General features: G+C 33.4%; 6 protein-coding genes. All 6 read left to right on the top strand.

What is annotated here, in order from left to right:
• The first annotated feature begins 114 nt into the window (after positions 1-114).
• The 6 genes from NST76_RS12465 to NST76_RS12440 are packed head-to-tail and all read left to right on the top strand — an operon-like array spanning position 115 to position 19,543.
• A complete protein-coding gene (locus tag NST76_RS12465) occupies positions 115-837 on the top strand; it encodes a 4'-phosphopantetheinyl transferase superfamily protein (RefSeq protein WP_230593783.1) in 723 nt (240 codons plus the stop codon).
• Positions 830-8,233, top strand: coding sequence for a condensation domain-containing protein (locus tag NST76_RS12460; protein WP_342543944.1), 7,404 nt, complete (start codon positions 830-832; stop codon positions 8,231-8,233). Before NST76_RS12465 ends, NST76_RS12460 begins: the two co-directional genes overlap by 8 nt.
• Entirely contained in the window at positions 8,230-9,543 is a 1,314-nt protein-coding gene (locus NST76_RS12455) for an MFS transporter (protein WP_058844580.1), read from the top strand. The genes NST76_RS12460 and NST76_RS12455 overlap by 4 nt, the downstream gene beginning before the upstream one ends.
• Positions 9,521-13,369: a beta-ketoacyl synthase N-terminal-like domain-containing protein gene (locus NST76_RS12450; RefSeq protein ID WP_342543943.1), complete on the top strand. Its 3,849-nt coding sequence runs from the start codon at positions 9,521-9,523 to the stop codon at positions 13,367-13,369. Before NST76_RS12455 ends, NST76_RS12450 begins: the two co-directional genes overlap by 23 nt.
• 41 nt (positions 13,370-13,410) lie before the next feature.
• Positions 13,411-14,664: an ACP S-malonyltransferase gene (fabD, locus tag NST76_RS12445; protein WP_342543942.1), complete on the top strand. Its 1,254-nt coding sequence runs from the start codon at positions 13,411-13,413 to the stop codon at positions 14,662-14,664.
• Positions 14,665-14,686: 22 nt separating this feature from the next.
• Entirely contained in the window at positions 14,687-19,543 is a 4,857-nt protein-coding gene (locus tag NST76_RS12440; RefSeq protein ID WP_342543941.1) for an amino acid adenylation domain-containing protein, read from the top strand.
• Positions 19,544-19,557 lie beyond the last annotated feature (14 nt).

Raw genomic sequence — 19,557 nt, 5'->3', positions numbered from 1 at the left:
GTGTTTAATATTGTAATTGGAAAATAGATTTATTTTTATAAGTAAATATCCTTTAATGTAATTTTAAGGAATTTTTACTCTGGGGTTGTGGAGAACATTTTGGGGGCGTGATATGTGATAGAAATTTGTTTAATTAAAGTACCTGTACATATTTCGAATTATTCTGAACTAATGAATTTTGTATGTACAAAAAAAGCAAGAAGAATAGAAGCTTACTTAAATAAAATAGATGCATATAGATCCTTAATAGCTGAATTGTTGATGAAATATTTATTGATGAAGCATTTAAAATGTCATCCTTCTGAAATAAATATCCAAACGAATACATATGGGAAGCCATACTGTATCAATGGAGATTATGAATTTAACATTTCTCATTCAGGTGAATGGGTCATATGTGTCATTGGCAATTGTGATGTAGGAATTGATATTGAAGAGATGAAAGCTAATTACGATGATGAAATAATTAAAAATTATTTTTCACGTATAGAATACGCTTCGTACAAACAAACGCCAACTGAAAGGAAAAAAGAACATTTTTATGATTTATGGACTTTGAAGGAAGCTTTTGTGAAAAATATTGGATTAGGTTTAAGCATTCCTTTAGATTCTTTCTCCATAGAGACTAGTAATAATGAAATTTCAATTGAACAAAATATTAGTCCTTATCCTTATTATTTCAAGCAATATAACTTGATTAATGGTTATAAAATTTCCGTATGCAGTAAAATGAATGAATTTCCATCAGAGCAACAACTAAAGATAAAAGAGTTTTCGGCCTTAGAAAAATATTTTTTGAATAATCTGATATTAGAGGAGGATAAATATTATGAGTAAATTAATACCTCAAGTTTTAAATCTTCTTAAAAATAAAGAACTAACAAAAAATGCAGCGAAACAAATCATTGAATCGGTGAATGAAATTAAAAGTGAGTCTAAACCGAAAGTAGATAAAAAGATCGCAATTATCGGAATTTCTGCGGAATTACCTGGTGCTAAAAATTTTGATGAATTTTGGAATGTTTTAAGCAATGAACAGGACAAAATAACAGAATTAAGTGATAGTAGGAAAGCGTTGTGTGAGGGATTCCTTGTTAATAATATGGAAAAACTTAAAATTTCAAAGGAGAAGCCGTTTTGGGATGCAGCATGGCTAGATGAAATTGATAAATTTGATGCTGGATTTTTTAATATTTCAGCTGCTGAAGCAAAAGTGATGGATCCACAACAGCGTAGATTCCTTCAAATTGCATACCAATGTTTTGAAGATGCTGGTTATGCAGGGAGTCGTATAAAAAATTCAAATACAGGTGTTTACATTTCAGCAGCTATGACCAATTACTCTGAAGGATTGGCTGAATTCACACCATTAAGTGTTCCAGGTAATATTCCTGCTTTTACGGCCTCAAGAATTTCTTATATTTTTAATTTAAAAGGACCGTCTTATGTTGTGAATGCTACCTGTGCCTCTTCAATGTTGGCAATTCACGAAGCCTGTGTGGGTTTAATGAATAATGATTGTGAAACGGCATTAGTCGGTGGTGTTAATATTTTTCCTTATCCAATAAATAGTGAAAAACTTTTTATGAATGCTGCGGGTATTATGTCTGAGCAACAAAAGTGTAAGCCATTTGACGACTCAGCAAGTGGGATAGGAAGAGGAGAAGGGGCAGTAGCGCTGTTATTAAAACCTTTAGATCAAGCAATAGAAGATAATGATAATATCCACGCTGTTATAATTGCCTCTAAAGTAAATAATGATGGTACTTCAGCAGGTATTACTGCACCAAATCCTAAAGCACATGCAGATTTATTAGCCGAAACTTGGGATTTAGCTGGCATTAAGCCTGAGCAAATTGACTATATTGAAGCGCATGGGACAGGTACTCATTTAGGTGACCCTATTGAAATACGAGGCCTTCAAGAAGCAGTTGAACGAAGTAATAAAGATAAACAATTTTTGCCAATTGGTTCTGTGAAGGGAAATATTGGCCACTTACTTGATGGAGCTGCAGGTTTATCAGGTGTAATCAAAGCGCTACATGTAATAAAAAAAGGAATAGTTCCACCTACAATAAATTTAGTTGAACCAAATACACATATTGATTTTGTCAATTCTCCAGTTTTTATTCCGACATTACCATTTAACATTAAAAGTAATAAAAAAGAAAATGAACCTATTGTAGCTGGTGTAAGTTGTTTTGGCTTTAATGGTACAAATGTACATTTACTATTAGAGGAAGCTCCAACGAAGGCTGAAATCCATAAGAAAGATCATAATAAAAGAGCATATGTTATTCCTTTTTCTGCTAAATCTGAATTATCTTTGCGAGGCACTATTGAACATTTCTCCAATTTAACTGGGGATATGATTAATATAAGTGATTTAGCATATACGATGTGTACAGGTAGGGAGCATCATGAAATAAGAGTAGCCATTATTGCTGAGACAATAGACGATCTAATAGCCGCATGTAAAAATTTAATCAATCTTGATATGGCTAATTGGGAAAAAATTATTGATATGACAACCCATGACGATCACAATATCAAAAAATTGGCAGAAGATTTTATTACAGGTGAAAAATGTAGTTGGCATAAACAATTCCAGGATGAGAAGAATTATAAAATTTCTTTACCTACATACTACTTTGATGAGAAATCTTATTGGTTACAGAGTGAGGCTGGCGTAAAGGCTATAGAGGTAAAAGGAAAAACAAATCTTGAAGAAATCATTCGTTTAGCAGAAATAATCCTAGAAACAGAGAATATTAAGCAGACGGATAGTTTTATATCAGTAGGTGGAAATTCTCTTTCAGGGCTACAATTTATTACTCGTTTGAAAAAACAATTTAAGAGAGACTTTGTATTAGATGATGTATTCCTTACATTTGAACAACTAAGTAAACAATTAAACAATGATCATTCAAAATCAACAGAGGAAATACCTCAAATTAGTGTTGAAAATCATGAATATCCATTATCATACGGTCAAAACAGATTAAGCATTATAGAACAATTAACAGATCAAAAAATGGTTTACAATACTCCGTTTATTTTTAAAGTTAACGGGTTAGTTGACATTGAGAGATTATGCCAAACATTCGATTTACTTTCACAGAGACATGAATCGTTAAGAACAGTTTTTGTAAAGCATGAGAATGGAAATAAACAGAAAATACTGCAAAAACCAAACTATTTATTTGAATACAAAGATTTTCATTTAGAAGATAATGCTGAAGCAAAAGCTATGGATCAAATAAATCGTTGGAAAGAAACTCCGTATGATTTGGAAACGGGACCCCTTTTAAGAGTATTTGTGTATAAAACAGGAAAAGATAAAAGTCTGTTTGCTTTAATGATGCACCATATTATAGTAGATGGCTGGTCATTATCGCTATTATCGGATGAACTTTTCACTTTGTACAATAGTAGTAATAATATACATGAAACATTGCCACAAATAGAAAATACGTATGTAGATTTTGCTGCATGGCAACGTGAAAATATAGAAAGTGGTAGATTTAAACAACATGAAGATTACTGGCTTCATACATTAAGCGGAAGTCTTCCGATTACCGAAATCACAGGCGATAAATTAAGACCAAGTACTTTCCGCTATACAGGAAAGCTAAAAAGGTTTGATATTAGTGCTACATTAGCAGATCAATTAAGAACTTTTGCTAATACAAATGAAAGTACATTATACATGGTTTTAGTTTCAAGTGTATTTAAACTTATTAATCAGATGACTGGAGATACGGATATGGTGATCGGGACACCAGTATCTGGAAGATTGAATGAAGAATTAGAGAAAATTATTGGTTTATTCACAAATACTATCCCATTAAGGATTAATTATGAAGAACAGGATGATTTCCTTACATTATTAAGAAATGTCAAGACCATGTTATTGGATAGCTTTAAGCATCAAGAATATCCTTTCGATTTATTAGTGGAGAAATTAGATTTACCTCGAGATACTAGTCGTTCACCTTTATTTAATATAAACGTGGCACTTCAAAATTTTAAATTTAAAAATACGACATCAGCTTTTGACGATGCAGAATTAACACCTATTGTTTCTGAACACAAAACTAGTAAATGGGATCTTGAATTCGAATTCGTTGAATTACCAAGTGGAGAGTTATTCTGCAACCTTGAGTATTATGACGGTGTATATTCATCTAAATTTATTGATTCATTAATTGAAACGTATTTACAAATACTAGAAATGGTTTTACATGAGCATGAATTAAATAACACCGATGTAGAAAATAGTAAAAGTGTTATAAATGGTCAATTTGTCGAAGATGGCAGAAACTTTTTAAATACCATTTTAATGATGGCAGAAAAGAACCCACAAAAAACAGCATTAGAAGATAACGAAGGTTCATTAACATATCAAGAGTTGGTAGATAGAAGTAAATCAATAGCAAGAAAATTATTGAACAGCAACAGTGAAATCAAAAATATTGTCATTATTTCTGACAATAATAGAACAGCCATTTTAGGTATTTTATCTTGTTTAATGAGTAATGTCACATTTATACCTGTATCACCTAAAAATCCAAAAGCAAGAATTGAATCTATTATCAAACAAAGTCAAGCTAACGTTATTATTTCAGAAAAGAAATTCTATTCATTGTGTAATAGGCTGTTATTTGAAAATGACAATATTCAAACGGTTATGGTGTTAGGAGAAACAGATTTAGATCAGTGTGCTGTTGTTGATTCAAGTGAATTAATGAACGAATCTTTGTGGAACTATTTTGCAGAAGGGCAGAAAACAGAAATAGAGGCTAGTGGTTGGAATAGTAGTTATACAGGTGAAGCTTTCAGTTCCTTAGAAATGCAAGAGTATGCGGAAAATGCAGTAAACAAAATAAGAAAGTATTTACCTCAAGATTCAAATGTATTAGAGCTTGGATGTGGCTCAGGTTTGACAACTTTTGCTCTTGCTCCATATACGAAAACATATACAGCTATGGATTTATCTTCCTCCATTATCGAGAGGAATAAACAGATTGCCCAAAAATCTAACTTTAACAATATTCAATTTGACATTTCCAAGGCTCATGCCTTTAAGAAGTTTGAAACAGCATTAGATGCGGTTGTCATTAATAGTGTTATTCATTGTTTCCCGAGCTATGGCTATTTAAAGGTGGTACTTCAAAAAGCTATTGACTCTTTAAAAGAGGGCGGAATCATCTTCTTGGGAGATTTATTAAATATCGATAAAAAAGATGAATTTGTCTCTTCTTTACAAGCATTTAAAGAAGAAAATATGGATAAGAATACTAAATTAGATTGGGATACAGATTTATTTATTAATGAAGAAATTTTAAAAGAGCTTCTCAGTGATATCGGTGCTGATATACAAATTGAATGTTCTGAGAAGACATACACTGTAAGCAATGAGCTAAATCAATATAGATTTGATGCTGTCATCATTGTTAAAGAGAAGAGCGAAAAATATAAACAAAGCAGCTCTAAAAATATGCTAAGTGAAGCAATTCATCTAGACGAGCATGTAGAGATTGAGTTAAATTCTTTTGCTAAAACTTCTCCTGCATATATTCTCTTTACATCCGGTAGTACTGGAAAACCAAAAGGTGTAGTTGTTTCAGGTAAAAACCTTAATAATTATTTGAACTGGGCTACTGCATACTATTCATCTACTGGAAGATCGTTAAATATGCCATTTTTCACTTCAATATCTGTCGATTTAACGATTACTTCCATGTTTATTCCGTTAATAACGGGTGGAAAAATAATATGCTGTGAAGGAGAAATCGATCAGGCTTTTGAAAGTGTAGCCAAAATAAAAGAAACAATAACGATAAAAGGCACACCTAAACAGATCCAGTATTTAATTGAGGATGAGAGATTTGCACCAAATGTAGAGTGCTTCATCCTAGGGGGAGAAGCTTTAGATATATCATTATGTAAAACGTTGAGAGATCAATTCCCTTATGCTCGTATCATTAATGAATATGGGCCAACTGAAGCTACTGTTGGAACGATTTATCATGAAGTAACAGAAGAAGATTTACATTCAGATTATATCCATGCGCCAATCGGATTACCGATTCATAACACTTCTGTTTACATTTTGAACAATCAGAATCAGCTAGTCCCTTCATATGGTGTTGGTGAAATCGTATTAAGTGGTGAGAGTGTTGCCCTAGGCTATTTGGGAGAGCCTAATTTAACTAGAACTAAGTTTATAGCTAATCATATTAAACATTTACACTCAGGCTATTTATATAAGACAGGTGATTTGGGGCAAGTATTGCCTAACGGAAAAATCGTTTGTTATGGACGTAAAGATAATATGGTTAAAATTCGTGGCCATAGAGTGGAGCTAGAAGAAATCGAAAGATATTTGCGAGAAATCCCAAGTATTAAAGATGCTGTGGTTAAATTATATAAAAATGAATCTGGTGAACAGCTGTGTGCTTACTTAGTCAGTCAACAAGAGATTAATCAAAGAGATATTGAAAAGTACCTTTTACGATATTTACCAGAATCTTTAATTCCTACGTATTATCAAAAAATAGAACAAATTCCAATGGCTAATAGTGGAAAAGTAGATAGACTTTCACTGCCAAGCCCTGAATTATACGACGACAGAATAGTTCAGACAGATGATATTAGTAGTTTGACAGAGGTTGAAAGAGAGTTGCTGTCTATACTAAAAGGGATTTTAAGTGACCGTCAATTTAACATTGATTCTGATTTCTTTAAAATTGGAGGAGACTCCATCAAGGCATTAAAGTTTATCTCAAAGGCAAAGGAAAAAAATATTAATTTGAAAATTGACCATATCTTTAATTGTAGAAGTATTCGAAAAATCGCTATGAACACTACTAAAGAAATGGACATTCAAAAAGAATGGCAGGAATTAAGTTCTAAGGAGATTCCACTTGCTCCAATGCAAAGATGGTTCTTCCAACAAACATTTAAACATGCCCACTATTGGAACTTATTAATGTCAGTAGAATTGCCTGAGAAAGTGGATGTGGCTGCTTTAGAAAAGTCTTTCCAATCAATTATTTCGGTTAATGAGAGCTTGCTGACATGGTTTGATGTGAACGAGAGCAAACCAAAGGCTTTTGTTGAACCAAGCTTAGTCAACACATTTAAGCTAATTGTGAAAGATCTAAAATTAACACCTCCAAGTATGTTAAAAGAAGAAATTGAAAAGATTCAATTCCAATTACAAAATAACTTTAATTTTGGAAAGGTATTACCAATAGGAGCAGTAGTGTTCCTAACATCTAAGAAGCCTATTTTAACATTCTTTATTCACCATCTAGTCGTTGACGGAGTTTCATGGAGGGTTCTATTAGAGGAATTAGAAAATAATTATGTAGCTATTGTAAATGGTGAAGATAAGATCAGCTTCCCTATGACGCAATTTTCGGATTGGATAGGAGAATTGTATAAAAAAGAATTACACACGAATTATTCTTATTGGGAAAATATAGATGTGGAAAATGTACATCCATTATGCATTCAGCCTGTCAGAAAAGATTATTTATTTAAGGATCGATATCATGTAACGAAAACGCTAAGTGAAGAAAGTACAAAGCAATTTTTAAATGCTAGAAAACATTCAGAAATTTATAAACCTGATGTTCTTATTGCCGTAACATTTGCTCAAGCGTTTAGTCAACTATTCGGTCAAAAAGATGTGTTATTTAACTTTGAAGGGCATGGACGAGATAGTCGCCAATCAGCATTAGATCTTAGTAGAACAATAGGTTGGTTTACTACGATGTATCCGCTACAGGTGACAATAAATACTGTCGAAGAAATGCTTTACACAGTTGGACAAGCATTGAGCGAAATTGGCAGTGGACTGGACTTTATGATAGCAAGGTGGATCAAAGAAAATAACAACATTACGCATATTCAACCATCAATATTGGTCAATTATTTAGGGGATTTTGATAACGATATTAGTACTTCCACAAATAGTAAAAATGGAGGGAACGGAGTGCTACAGTACTCCTCAAATCTTCCTCAGGCCCCTGCTATTCATCCTGATAATGAACTTTCTAATATTTTGGAAATAAACATCTTTATTTTGGATGGAAAACTTAATCTAAGCTTAGAGGTAGATACACAAGTGATTAGTAATGAAAAAGCTCAACATCTCTTATCTAAGTTTGAAGAAGCTTTGGTTGAATGTAGTGGAAATGCAAAGGAGCCCCAAAGTACATGATAACTTATTTTAGCAAACCAACAAACAGAGGATTTACAATCTTTTTAATGGTTGTAGCTACTCATTTTATATCTTTATTAGGTTCTTCTGTTGCAAGGTTTGGGCTTGGTGTCTGGGCTTACCAAAGTACAGGTCAAGTATCTAGTTTTGCGGTCGTTTTAGTTGCGGGATTTCTACCAGCAATTGTGTTATCGCCTTTTATAGGAATTTGGATAGATAGGAAAGGTCCACGATTATTAATATTACTAGGAGATATTATTGGACTAATTATTTCTTCAATAATTTTCTCCTCCCTTTTACTAGGGAATATAAGTATGGTTCATGTAATTGCTGGTGCTATATCTCTTTCTATAGTTAGCTCTATGCAAACACCAGCATTACAAACATTAGCACCTAACCTAGTGCCAAAGGAAAAGTTATCTAGAGCTAATGGTGTATTTTCCATGGCATCATCGACTAGTGATGTTCTGGGTCCTGTTATTGGTGGTGTAATAATGGGATTTGGAAGTATTATCTATATCATTGGGGCAGAGCTAGTTACTTATTGTATTGCCATTCCTATTCTCTTAATACTTTGGACAAAATTAAGCGTGAAAGAGAACAGTGACAATGAAGATAGCAATGAGAATAACTCCATTTTAGGTGATCTAAAAGATGGTTTCAATTATTTAATCAAGCATAAATCACTTCTTACGTTAGTGTTACTATTTACGGTTTTAAATTTTGCACTAGGGTTCAATCAAGTAGTTGGACAGCCGTATATATTGAGCTTTGGAACTGTTGAACAATTTGGTTTACTAAGCTCTATATATGGAGGAGGGATGGTATTAGGCGGAATACTAATGTCATTCATCAAATTGAAGAAACACATCATATGGTTAGTACTAATTTCGAATTTTGGTATTGGTGTTTTTATAACGTTAACAGGGTTATTCAATAATATGCTATTAATTGCCGTTTTTTGGGGTGGTTTAGGGTTATTACTGCCAGTGGTTAATACAGGTACACTAACTTTAATTCAACTCCATACGGAGCCCAATTTATTAGGAAGAGTTTTTTCAATTGCTAGAACATTCGCTTGGATTTCATTACCCGTCGCTTACATTTTAGGAGGAATACTTGCTGATAAATTAGTTGCCTCAAACGTAAATATTATCCCTTATTTAGGTAGTGGAGAACGAGGAGTGTATGGGACACTACTCTTACTAGCTGGAGGCTTAATTATATTAACTGTGGCAATTTTCGCTCAACTAAAATACATTAAAGACTTTGATAGGAGAGAAGAAAATGATGTACAGCACAATGTCTAAAAAAATATTAAGTTTAGTAGAAGAAAATAAGTTGGATACAAATTTAGCATTAAATTTACTAGATGAAATGGAAAAAGAAACAAGTGAACCACTCGCAATTGTTGGTATGTCTTTAAGATTTCCTAATGTCTCAAACCTGGATGATCTATGGACAGGTCTCATAAATAAAAAGGATTTTGTGACTGAATTTTCAAAAGAGCGTTTTGATTTAATTGTTAATTCTAACCCTAAATTGCATGACATGTATAACCATTTGAAAAATAATTTAACGAATGATCCAAGATCGTATGGCTCATGGCTAACGAACATTGAACAGTTTGACCCTGAACAATTCGGATTGAATGAACATGAAGCTCAATTTATGGGGCCAGCGGAGCGTTTGTTTTTACAGGTTGCATTAGAGTCCTTGTACATGGCAGGATACAAGGAAAATCATCTAAAGGATTCAAATACTGGCGTATTTATAGCGCATACTCCTCATCCTGCATTTGATTATTTAAATTTATTTGAAGAAAAAGATGAGCGGGCTTTTATTTCAAATATACCTGCTAATCTGGGCTACCATTTATCATATGCATTCGATCTTAAAGGTCCAGTTATGACAATTAATACGAGTTGTTCCTCTTCTTTAGCCGCTGTTCATGTTGCTAAAAATGCGCTTAAGCAGGGGGATTGTAACTTAGCGGTAGTCGCTGGAGTGAATTTGAATTTATTCCCTTATTGGGAAGAGGAAGCGCCTGATTATGTTGTAAGAAGCACAAAATATAGATGTTCACCATTTGATGAAAGTGCAGATGGAATTATCGGAGGTGAAGGGGTTGCTGCTATTGTTCTAAAGAGATTATCTGATGCCATAAACGACAATAATCACATTCATGCTGTTCTAAAGGGTTCAAGTATAAGTAGCGATGGTGCATCAAATGGGATGCAAGTTCCGAATCCTGACGCTCAATCTAAAGCAATCATGGATGCTCTGGACGATGCAAAGTTATCATTTAATGATATTGATTTTGTTGAGGCGCATGGCGCAGGTACTCAAGTAGGTGATTTACTCGAAGTAGAGGGACTTAAAAAGGCATATCTACAAAAATCAAATAAGACTGTTGAATGTCAATTAGGTTCAATTAAGTCGAATTTTGGCCATATGGGTGATGCTGCAGGTATTGCAGGATTAATAAAAGCTGTACTATCCATCGAAAAAAGAACAGTTCCAGGTCTTAATCATTTTGTAGCAGAAAATCCTAAAATAAGCTTCAAAGAAACACCGTTCAAAGTCAGCTCAGAAAATAAAACGTTTGATGAGCATAAAATTTTAAGAGCAGGTGTTAATTCAATAGGCATAAGTGGCACGAATGTTCATGTGGTACTAGAGGAGTATCGACATCATAAACAGGAGCAAGTAACTGAAAAACTGACACCGTTGTTTATTTCAAGTAAAACTCGTAGAGCGCTTTGGGATCAAATAAAAACCTTAGCTAGTCATCTTAAAAATAATGAAAATTACAGTATTCAAGATTTAGCCTATACATTAAATAATAGAAGAAGCCATGAACAGTCTAGAGTATGTATTTTTGCAAGCGATTGTCATGAACTACTTCGAAAAGTCGAAAGATTATTAAATGTAAGAACATTCGAAAAGGTCCCGAAGAATTTTTATACACAAGGCATATTTTTAGCTGATGAACATGAAACACAAGTTGATAGTATTAAAAATCTAGATGAATTTACCGCTTCATCATCAGCAGATAAAGCGCTAATGCAGCGATACTTAGAAGGTAACAATGTTACAGAGGAATGTCGTGAATTATTTAAAGATGGGCAATTACTTCCGTTGCCAGTCAGTATTTTTAATACAAGAAGAATATGGCCATCTAGTAAAGAGGCATTCCAAAATCAGACGAAAGAGCTATTTTTCGAAAAGAAATGGTTATATTATCCTTATGATAATACGACTACTGATGTAGCATTAAAAGCAGGATCAACTTGGCTTTTCTTTGTGAATAAAGATGATGAAAATATAGTTGAGCTAAAAAACAGAATGGCTGCTTTAGGTATAAAAATAATTGAAGTACTTGAATCAGACAAATTTGTAAAATATACAACGGAACAATATGGTATTGACATAAATTCCGAAAAAGATATGTATAAGCTGTTTGAAAATATAGGTGTGGATGAATTAAGGAATTTAAAAGGGATTATCCATTCTTACACATTCAAGCACTTAGATGAAACAATGGAAACAAAAGAAAATATGGAGAAATCCCAAGAAGAAGGTATTTTCTCACTATTCAATATAACAAAGATGTTATTAGAGTTTGAAGTTACACATCCAATTCAATTAAATGTCATGTCGTCATTAACAGAGCAAGTTCAGGACAATGAAAAAATAATTCCTGCTAGGGTAACAACTTTTGGCTTAGCGAAAGTTATCTCACAGGAACAGCCGACTATTTCATCCTATTCGATCGATCATGATTTAGACGGAAGTTCTCAAGACATTGCTACACAATTATTAAAAGAGTTACAACAAGATAAAGAGCATCGCCCAGAATTAGTGGCATTTAGAAAATCAAAAAGATATACAAAAGTTATTGAAAGACAAAGCGATGATTTTAATGGCAATGAAATTATAGTAAGAGAGAATGGAAACTATGTTATTGCAGGTGGTACAGGATATTTAGGTGTTCAATTAGGGAAGTTTTTAAGTGAAAAGCAAAATGTCAATATAATTTTATTAGCTAGAAATTTATTACCAGACCGAATGGAATGGGCAAAGATTATTGAGAATAATCAACCAGAAGATGAAATGTTGATTTATAAACTGACGTCAATTATGGAGATTGAAAGTCGAGGTTCTACAGTTACAATCTTGCAGTGTGATGTGACAGATGAACACGCTGTTAAAGAAACATTTGCGAAAATTAGACAAGATTTTGGTGAAATCAATGGAGCGTTCATGTTAGTCAAACAACTTTACCATCTATGGATAAAAGAATTAACGCTTAGTCAATTCAAAAAAGGTATTCATAACCGAGTAATCGGCACTTATTTAGTGGAAAAGGAATTAAATCCAGAGCCATTAGATTTCTTTATCCTATTTTCTTCAATCTCTTCTTTAATGGGTACAAAATCTGCAAGTGAATGCTGCGCTGTGAATCAATATTTAGACTCAATGGCTGGGTATTTGAATCAAAAAGGAATCAACGGCAAAACGATGAACTTTACGTTAATACTAGACGATAAAAAAGATTTTGGGAGTGATACGGCCATACCTCCAATTGATTTTGTAGATTTCCAAAATTCATTGAACTTATTTTTCACTAAAGGCTATGAATGGAGTCTGATTTCACGTTTTGATTTAGAGCAAGTCCATTATCTTAAACCAGTTATTAAAATTCCATTTGGCGAGCGTTTTTGGAACGAAGTAGAGCGCTTTAATCAGTCAAAAAACAATCAAAACGAAAGTATTTCAACGGAAGAAGTAGTAGTGAAAAGTGAGTTTACACTATCTGAGATTGAAGCGAGTATACGTGAAATTTGGAAAACAGTTTTAGGTATTTCAACGATTAAAGAAATTGATAATTTCTTTAGTTTAGGAGGAAGTTCTTTAAGTGCTTTAAGATTTGTTCATTTATTTAAAAATAAATTCATTGATTTAAAATTTGAAATCTCTGATTTATATAGTAATCCTACATTCCAAGACCAAATTGTATACTGCGATCATTTTTATAATGCCAAAGATGAATTAAGCGATATTCTTGAGGCATTTGAAAGTGATGACATTTCATCAGAAGAGGCACTATCTCTACTATTGAATAAGCATTGAGTTGAAAGGAAAATGACTATTAACATTGGGAGGGATATCGTTTGAACACTGCAATTGTATTTCCGGGTCAAGGTTCACAATACGATTCTATGGGACAAGAATTATACAAAAATTATCAAATAGCTCGTGATCTGTATAATGAGGCTAGCGATATATTAGGCTATGATTTATTGAAAGCATGTGAAAATAACAATGGAGAACTTCGTAATACGGTAATAGTTCAGCCTGCAATTCTAGTTTATAGCATTGCCTGCTGGGAGATATTTAAAAAAAATAATGATGTAAAACAACTCTATTTAACTGGACATAGTCTAGGTGAACTGTCGGCAGTAGTTGCTGCCGACGGAATCCCTTTTGCCAAGGCAGTTGAATTAGTAAAGCTTCGTGCAACTGCTATGAGTGAATGTACTCAAGATGGTGGTATGGTTGTTTGTTTTGGACTTATTGGAGAAGAAGTAGAGGCAGTATGTCAAAGAATAGATACTGACAATAATCATGTAACTGTTGCCAACTTTAATTCGACAAATCAAATCGTACTAAGTGGTCATAAAAATGCATTGGAGCAGGCCTCCATTGAGTTACAGAAAAAGGGAGCGGTTACAAAGATATTACCTGTTAGTGTTCCTGCTCATAGTAGACTCATGAAGCCAGCAGAAAAAAGATTTCAAGCAGCTCTGCAACAAACACAGATGAATGATTGTCGATATCCTATATTTTCCTGTGCTTCAGGTCAACTATATAGTAGGGCTGACGAAATAGCAGATCAATTAAGTAGACAGCTTACAGAAAGTGTGAGATGGCCAAAAGTTATGGACGTGCTCATTAATAAAGACGTTGGCACATTTATTGAGATGGGTCCTAAAACGATTCTAACGGATATTATGAAGATGGAATATCCTGACTATCGGGCGATACCGGTTAACGAGAAAAATGGCATCCATTCTATTTTAAATAATCTTAATGAAAATACATTCAAAATAGAAGAAACTATCCACTTTTTACAAGCGTGTTTAAGAGTTATTATTGGGACTCCTTTTAAAGAGAAAATCGATAAGCAGGACTTTGAGAAAGAAATCCATTCTCCCTATCAGATCATTAAACAGGAATTAAAAGAGATGAAAGAGAGCAAACAAATGACAGTGGAATCTCACAGAGTTGCAAGTTTATCTCAACAATTTTTTTCCATTTTAATGCATAAAGGGTTTCATAAAAATGAAACACTGGAATTTCTAAAATTATCAATCGCAAATCCAAATTTATATTCTAAATATCTAAAAATTAATGCTTCTAAATAATTTGTTAGATTGGGGTAATAGAATGTCAAATTTCTATGAAAGTTTTTTTAGTGAAGAAATCAATTACTATGACGAACAAAGCTTATGGTTCAATCAAAATAAATACAGTTTAAAACAACTGGCTAATAAAGCGTTTAAATTAGCAACCGCAATGCAAGAGAAGGGGATTAAACCGGGTGCTGAACAAAATGTTTTGATTGTTCTTAGAAGGTCACCAGCTCTTCTTGTTGCACATTTATCCACATTTATTGCTGGTGGAGTTATTGTTTGTATCGATCCAGAGACACCAAAGGACAGAATCGACAACATCATTGACGATATCAAACCTAGCATAATAATTACGCATCAGGATATTTATAAGGCAAATGCTTTTCAAGATCAGATCACTTTTAAGCTTGATGATGCTCTTCAACATTTTAACTTGGATCATAAGGAAATTAACATAAATATTCATTTTTCTGTAAAATCAGCTGCTTATATTATCTTTACATCAGGTACTACAGGCAAACCGAAGGGTGTAGTCGTTGAGTGGCAATCTTTAAATCGATTAATCGATTGGCATACAAAAACGTTTGATGTGACAAAAGATTCAATAGTATCTTTAACCTCTTCACCTGGATTCGACGCTTCCATATGGGAGATTTGGGGGGCAATAGCTTCAAGAGCATCTATTTATATGACGACAAAAGATGAAAGACTGAACCCAGAGCTATTAAAAAATACTTGGATAAAGCATCAAGTAACGCATTCATTTGTATCTACGCCAATTGCAGAGCGACTAATGGAACTCGACTGGGATCATAGTCATGTAGCTTTAAAATATCTTTTGGTAGGGGGAGATAAACTAACAAAGTACCCTTCAAAAGATTTACCTTTTCATGTAGTAAACAATTATGGACCAAGTGAAGGGACTGTTGTAAGTACTTCTGGAATTGTGGAGAGAGCGGATGGTAAGGCGAAAAAGCTACCTCATATAGGCTCTGCTTTACCTTATGTAAAGTGTTTTATTTTAGATCGAAATTTACAAATCATTCATGAAGTTGATAGAAAAGGAACATTATGGATATCTGGTGAGGGATTAGCAAGAGAATATATTAATTTGCCGCATGAGACAAATGAAAAATTTAAACAGTTAGACATTGACGGTGAAAATGTAAGAGCCTACAACACTGGGGATGTCGTCAGCAGAGATCTTCAAGGGAAGTTCCATTTCCATGGTAGGGAAGATTTCCAATTAAGCATTAATGGAGTGAGAATTGAATTAGGGGATATAGAGAGTACTCTTCAAAAACATAATAGAGTAAGTCAAGCTATAGCATTACCAATACATATAGCTTCAAATACGCTATTGACAGCATCCATTGTATTAGAAGAGGAATCCTCTATTTCAGAACTTGAATTATTTAGCTATTTAAAAGACAAGCTGCCTAACAATATGATACCAGTTCAACTTATTTTTCATAAACATTTACCGTTGACTAGAAACGGGAAAATAGATCGAGAATTGTTGAACAAACAGCATATTGACTATTTCAACAGAAAACAATTAAGTGAATCCTCAACGAATATAAGTGAGTCTTTGCAGAAGATTATTGATATTTTTTCTTCTACCTTAGACTTAAAATGCTCATCACAAACAGATTTGTTTGAAGTTGGAGGAAATTCCTTAGATGCGGCAGAAATTGCTGTGAAAGTGTCAAAAGCGTTTCATGTTGATTGTTTACCATGGCAAGTACAGCAACAGAGAAAACCATGTAATTTATTGGATATTCTTTCTACTTTACCAGCCCTATCAACAAACAATGAACCTACTATATATAATAAAAACGAGTGGTTCCCTGCAACGAGTATGCAGAAAGGGCTTTGGTATTTATGGAAAACAAATGAAGGAAATCCGTTTTATAATGTAGGTGCTACTTTTCATATTAACGGACTTTTCGATGAACGTAAGTTTTATAGTGCCTTTGTGCAAAACATTAAGAAAAATGCTGCCTTTTTTGTGAATTTTAGAGAAAATGCCTCCTATGGAATTGAACAAAAAATTAGAAATATAGATGATATAGCAGAGCACGTGGATTATCACATTCAAATCTTACAGGTGAAAAATATGGAGGAGGCACGCTCACTTGCAAAGACAATTTATAATCAACCTTTCCAGTTAGAGAGCGATGTATTGTTTAGAGGGGCAGTCATTCATACAGAGAATGCTGGAGCCGTTTTTGTACTTGTCTCTCATCATATTGTATGTGATGGCTTATCTTTAAAAAATATACTTCAAAATATAGCTAAAGTTTATAATGAGGAAATTACTAGAGATGACATCAAATCAAGTAGTTCTGAAAATTTATATAATAATATAAATAAATTGGTTAATAAATCAAAGGATCAAAATTTAAAGGATTTTTGGGTTGAGCAATCTAAGACATTTAAACTCGCTCAACTGCCTATTCGAGAGAAATCCGAAGAATATATAAGAATTGGAAAGATTTTTGAGATTGAAAGCACTAGAGAGCTAGGTAAAAAAATTGATCAATTTTCGCAGGAGATGAAATTGAGTCAGTTTACAATATTACTAACTGCTTGGGCACTAAATTTAGCAAAATATTGTATGCAGGACACAATAACGATAGGAGTTCCTTATCATGGTAGGACAAATGAAAATTTAAATGATGTTGGCATGTTTGTTAATTTAGTTCCTTTAACGCTTTCATTAAATAAAAATGCCTCCTTTAAAGAGCTTCTGCATGAAATCAGTAACACTGTACATGAAAATATTGCTCATGGAGATTTCTCTATTGTTGATATTGCGGCTAACATTGATAAAAGAGAGTATTTTGATGTAGTAAATAATACATTCAGTCTTAAAGTGAATCTTGAAATGGATTTAAAGAATATCAACACAAGTTTTATCGAGCAAGATACTGGTGGATCAAGATTTCCTTTAAGTTGTTTCTTCAATGTGGAGAACGGAGAAGTAAAAGGACATATAGAATATTCATTTGCTCATTTCACAGAAGTAGAGATTCAATTGTTGGTGAAGAATTATTTTAGATTACTTGCTTCATTAATTAATGAACCAGATAATTTGTGGAGTTCTGCATTTACAAAAGGTTCCATTATATCCGCTAACGATAATGGAGGACTAATACAAAAGGCTAAGCCACTACACTGTCAATTTGAAGAGGCAGCGAGAAAATATAAGGATTATATTGCCATTCAAGAGCTGGATAGAGCTTTAACATATGAACAACTCAATGAAGAAGCAGAAAAATATGCTTCATTACTGCTATCAATGGGTATTGCAAAAGGCGATTATGTGCCTATTTATATGGACAGGGGAATTGATGTCATCGCGGTAATACTAGGTGTTCTGAAGGCAGGCGCAGTATACGTTCCTTTAGATACGGAGCATCCTATAGCAAGAACACAGAAATTATTAGCGAGATTAAATCCAAAAGTTTTAATGGTAAATACAATAGATGAAATACCCTATGGAGAATGGGAAATTGTAAATACTTTAGAAAAAAATAGCTTTAAAAATAATGTAAAAGCAATGAGGAGTGTCTCTGTCCATGATCCAGCATATCTTATGTTTACTTCTGGATCGACGGGTGAGCCGAAAGGTGTAGTATGTCCACATTTAGGGGCTTCTTTACGCATTGAATGGCAAAAAAACCAAAATAAGATTAAACCTGGTAATAAAACATTGTTTAAAACGCCATATACATTTGATGTATCTGTTTGGGAAATATTTTATACCCTTTGTACAGGTGCTAAGTTAGTTGTTGCTCCTAAAGACTTGCATCGGGATCCTTTAGGTTTATTGAATTTTATTAGTGATAAGTCAATTGACTTGTGTCATTTTGTCCCTTCTGTGTTGCAATTAATGCTCAATGAAATGGACTCTCAAAAAGATTACAATTTACCATTAAAATATCTTCATTTAAGTGGGGAAGCTCTGCCAGCTCCATTAGCTAAAAAAATAAATGAGTTGTTACCACAAGTCGAAGCATTCAATTTATATGGTCCAACTGAGGCAGGGATTGAAGTTACTGTTCAACAGGTAACAAAAGATCACTATAATATTGGTTTTCCATTACCTTATGTAGAAATAGAAGTTGTCGATGAAGCTGGGCTACCAGTTCCAAAAGGTTTTCCAGGTGAATTAATGATTGGAGGGCCTTCTTTAGCAAAAGGTTATTTCAAGGATGAAATAGAAACGAGCAAAGCTTTTGTAGAGCGAAATGGTAAAACCTTTTACAAATCTGGTGATTTGGTAAAAATTTCAGCGAATGGCAGTTTAGATTTTCTAGGAAGAAAGGATTCACAAGTTAAGGTAAACGGTGTAAGGATTGAGATAGAAGAAATTGAAGCATGTGTAATACAGCAACCACAAGTTAATGATGCAGCGGTAGTATTAGGGAATGATCAAAATAACAAACCATGTTTAGTTTGCTTCTACACTTTAAATTTAAAAGATAGTCTAAGTAGAAATGACTTGAAAAAAGCTGTCTCTAAAGATTTACCGGCAACGTATATCCCATCAATGTTCGTTGAGTTAGATAGATTACCATTAACATCTAGCGGAAAAAGAGACAGAAAACTACTTAGCTTAGAAGCTTCACAATACCTTTCCGATGGTGCTCAAAATAATTTCAGGGAGCCAACAACTGAACTGGAAAAATCAATTGTAGAAATATGGGCTGAAGTACTAAAGGTTAATGAAATAGGTATTGATGATAACTTTTTTGAAATCGGTGGAGATTCCATTAAATCTCTTCAAATAGTATCTAAATTGCGTACCAATGGTATTGACATTACTCCGAAAGACTTTTTGAAGCACCCGACGGTATCAGAAATGTCTCTCATACTTAAATAATATGGAAGGAGGTT

Origin of the sequence: Lysinibacillus sp. FSL W7-1291 (assembly GCF_038593415.1) — a bacterium.
GTDB lineage: Bacteria > Bacillota > Bacilli > Bacillales_A > Planococcaceae > Lysinibacillus > Lysinibacillus fusiformis_D.
This window is presented reverse-complemented; position numbering and strand designations above follow the sequence as displayed.

Excerpts from the sequence above, each read along its gene's own strand:
- NST76_RS12440 (WP_342543941.1), top strand. The coding sequence starts at position 14,687 with ATGTCAAATTTCTATGAAAGTTTTTTTAGTGAAGAAATCAATTACTAT.
- NST76_RS12460 (WP_342543944.1), top strand. The coding sequence starts at position 830 with ATGAGTAAATTAATACCTCAAGTTTTAAATCTTCTTAAAAATAAAGAA.
- NST76_RS12455 (WP_058844580.1), top strand. The coding sequence starts at position 8,230 with ATGATAACTTATTTTAGCAAACCAACAAACAGAGGATTTACAATCTTT.
- NST76_RS12450 (WP_342543943.1), top strand. The coding sequence starts at position 9,521 with ATGATGTACAGCACAATGTCTAAAAAAATATTAAGTTTAGTAGAAGAA.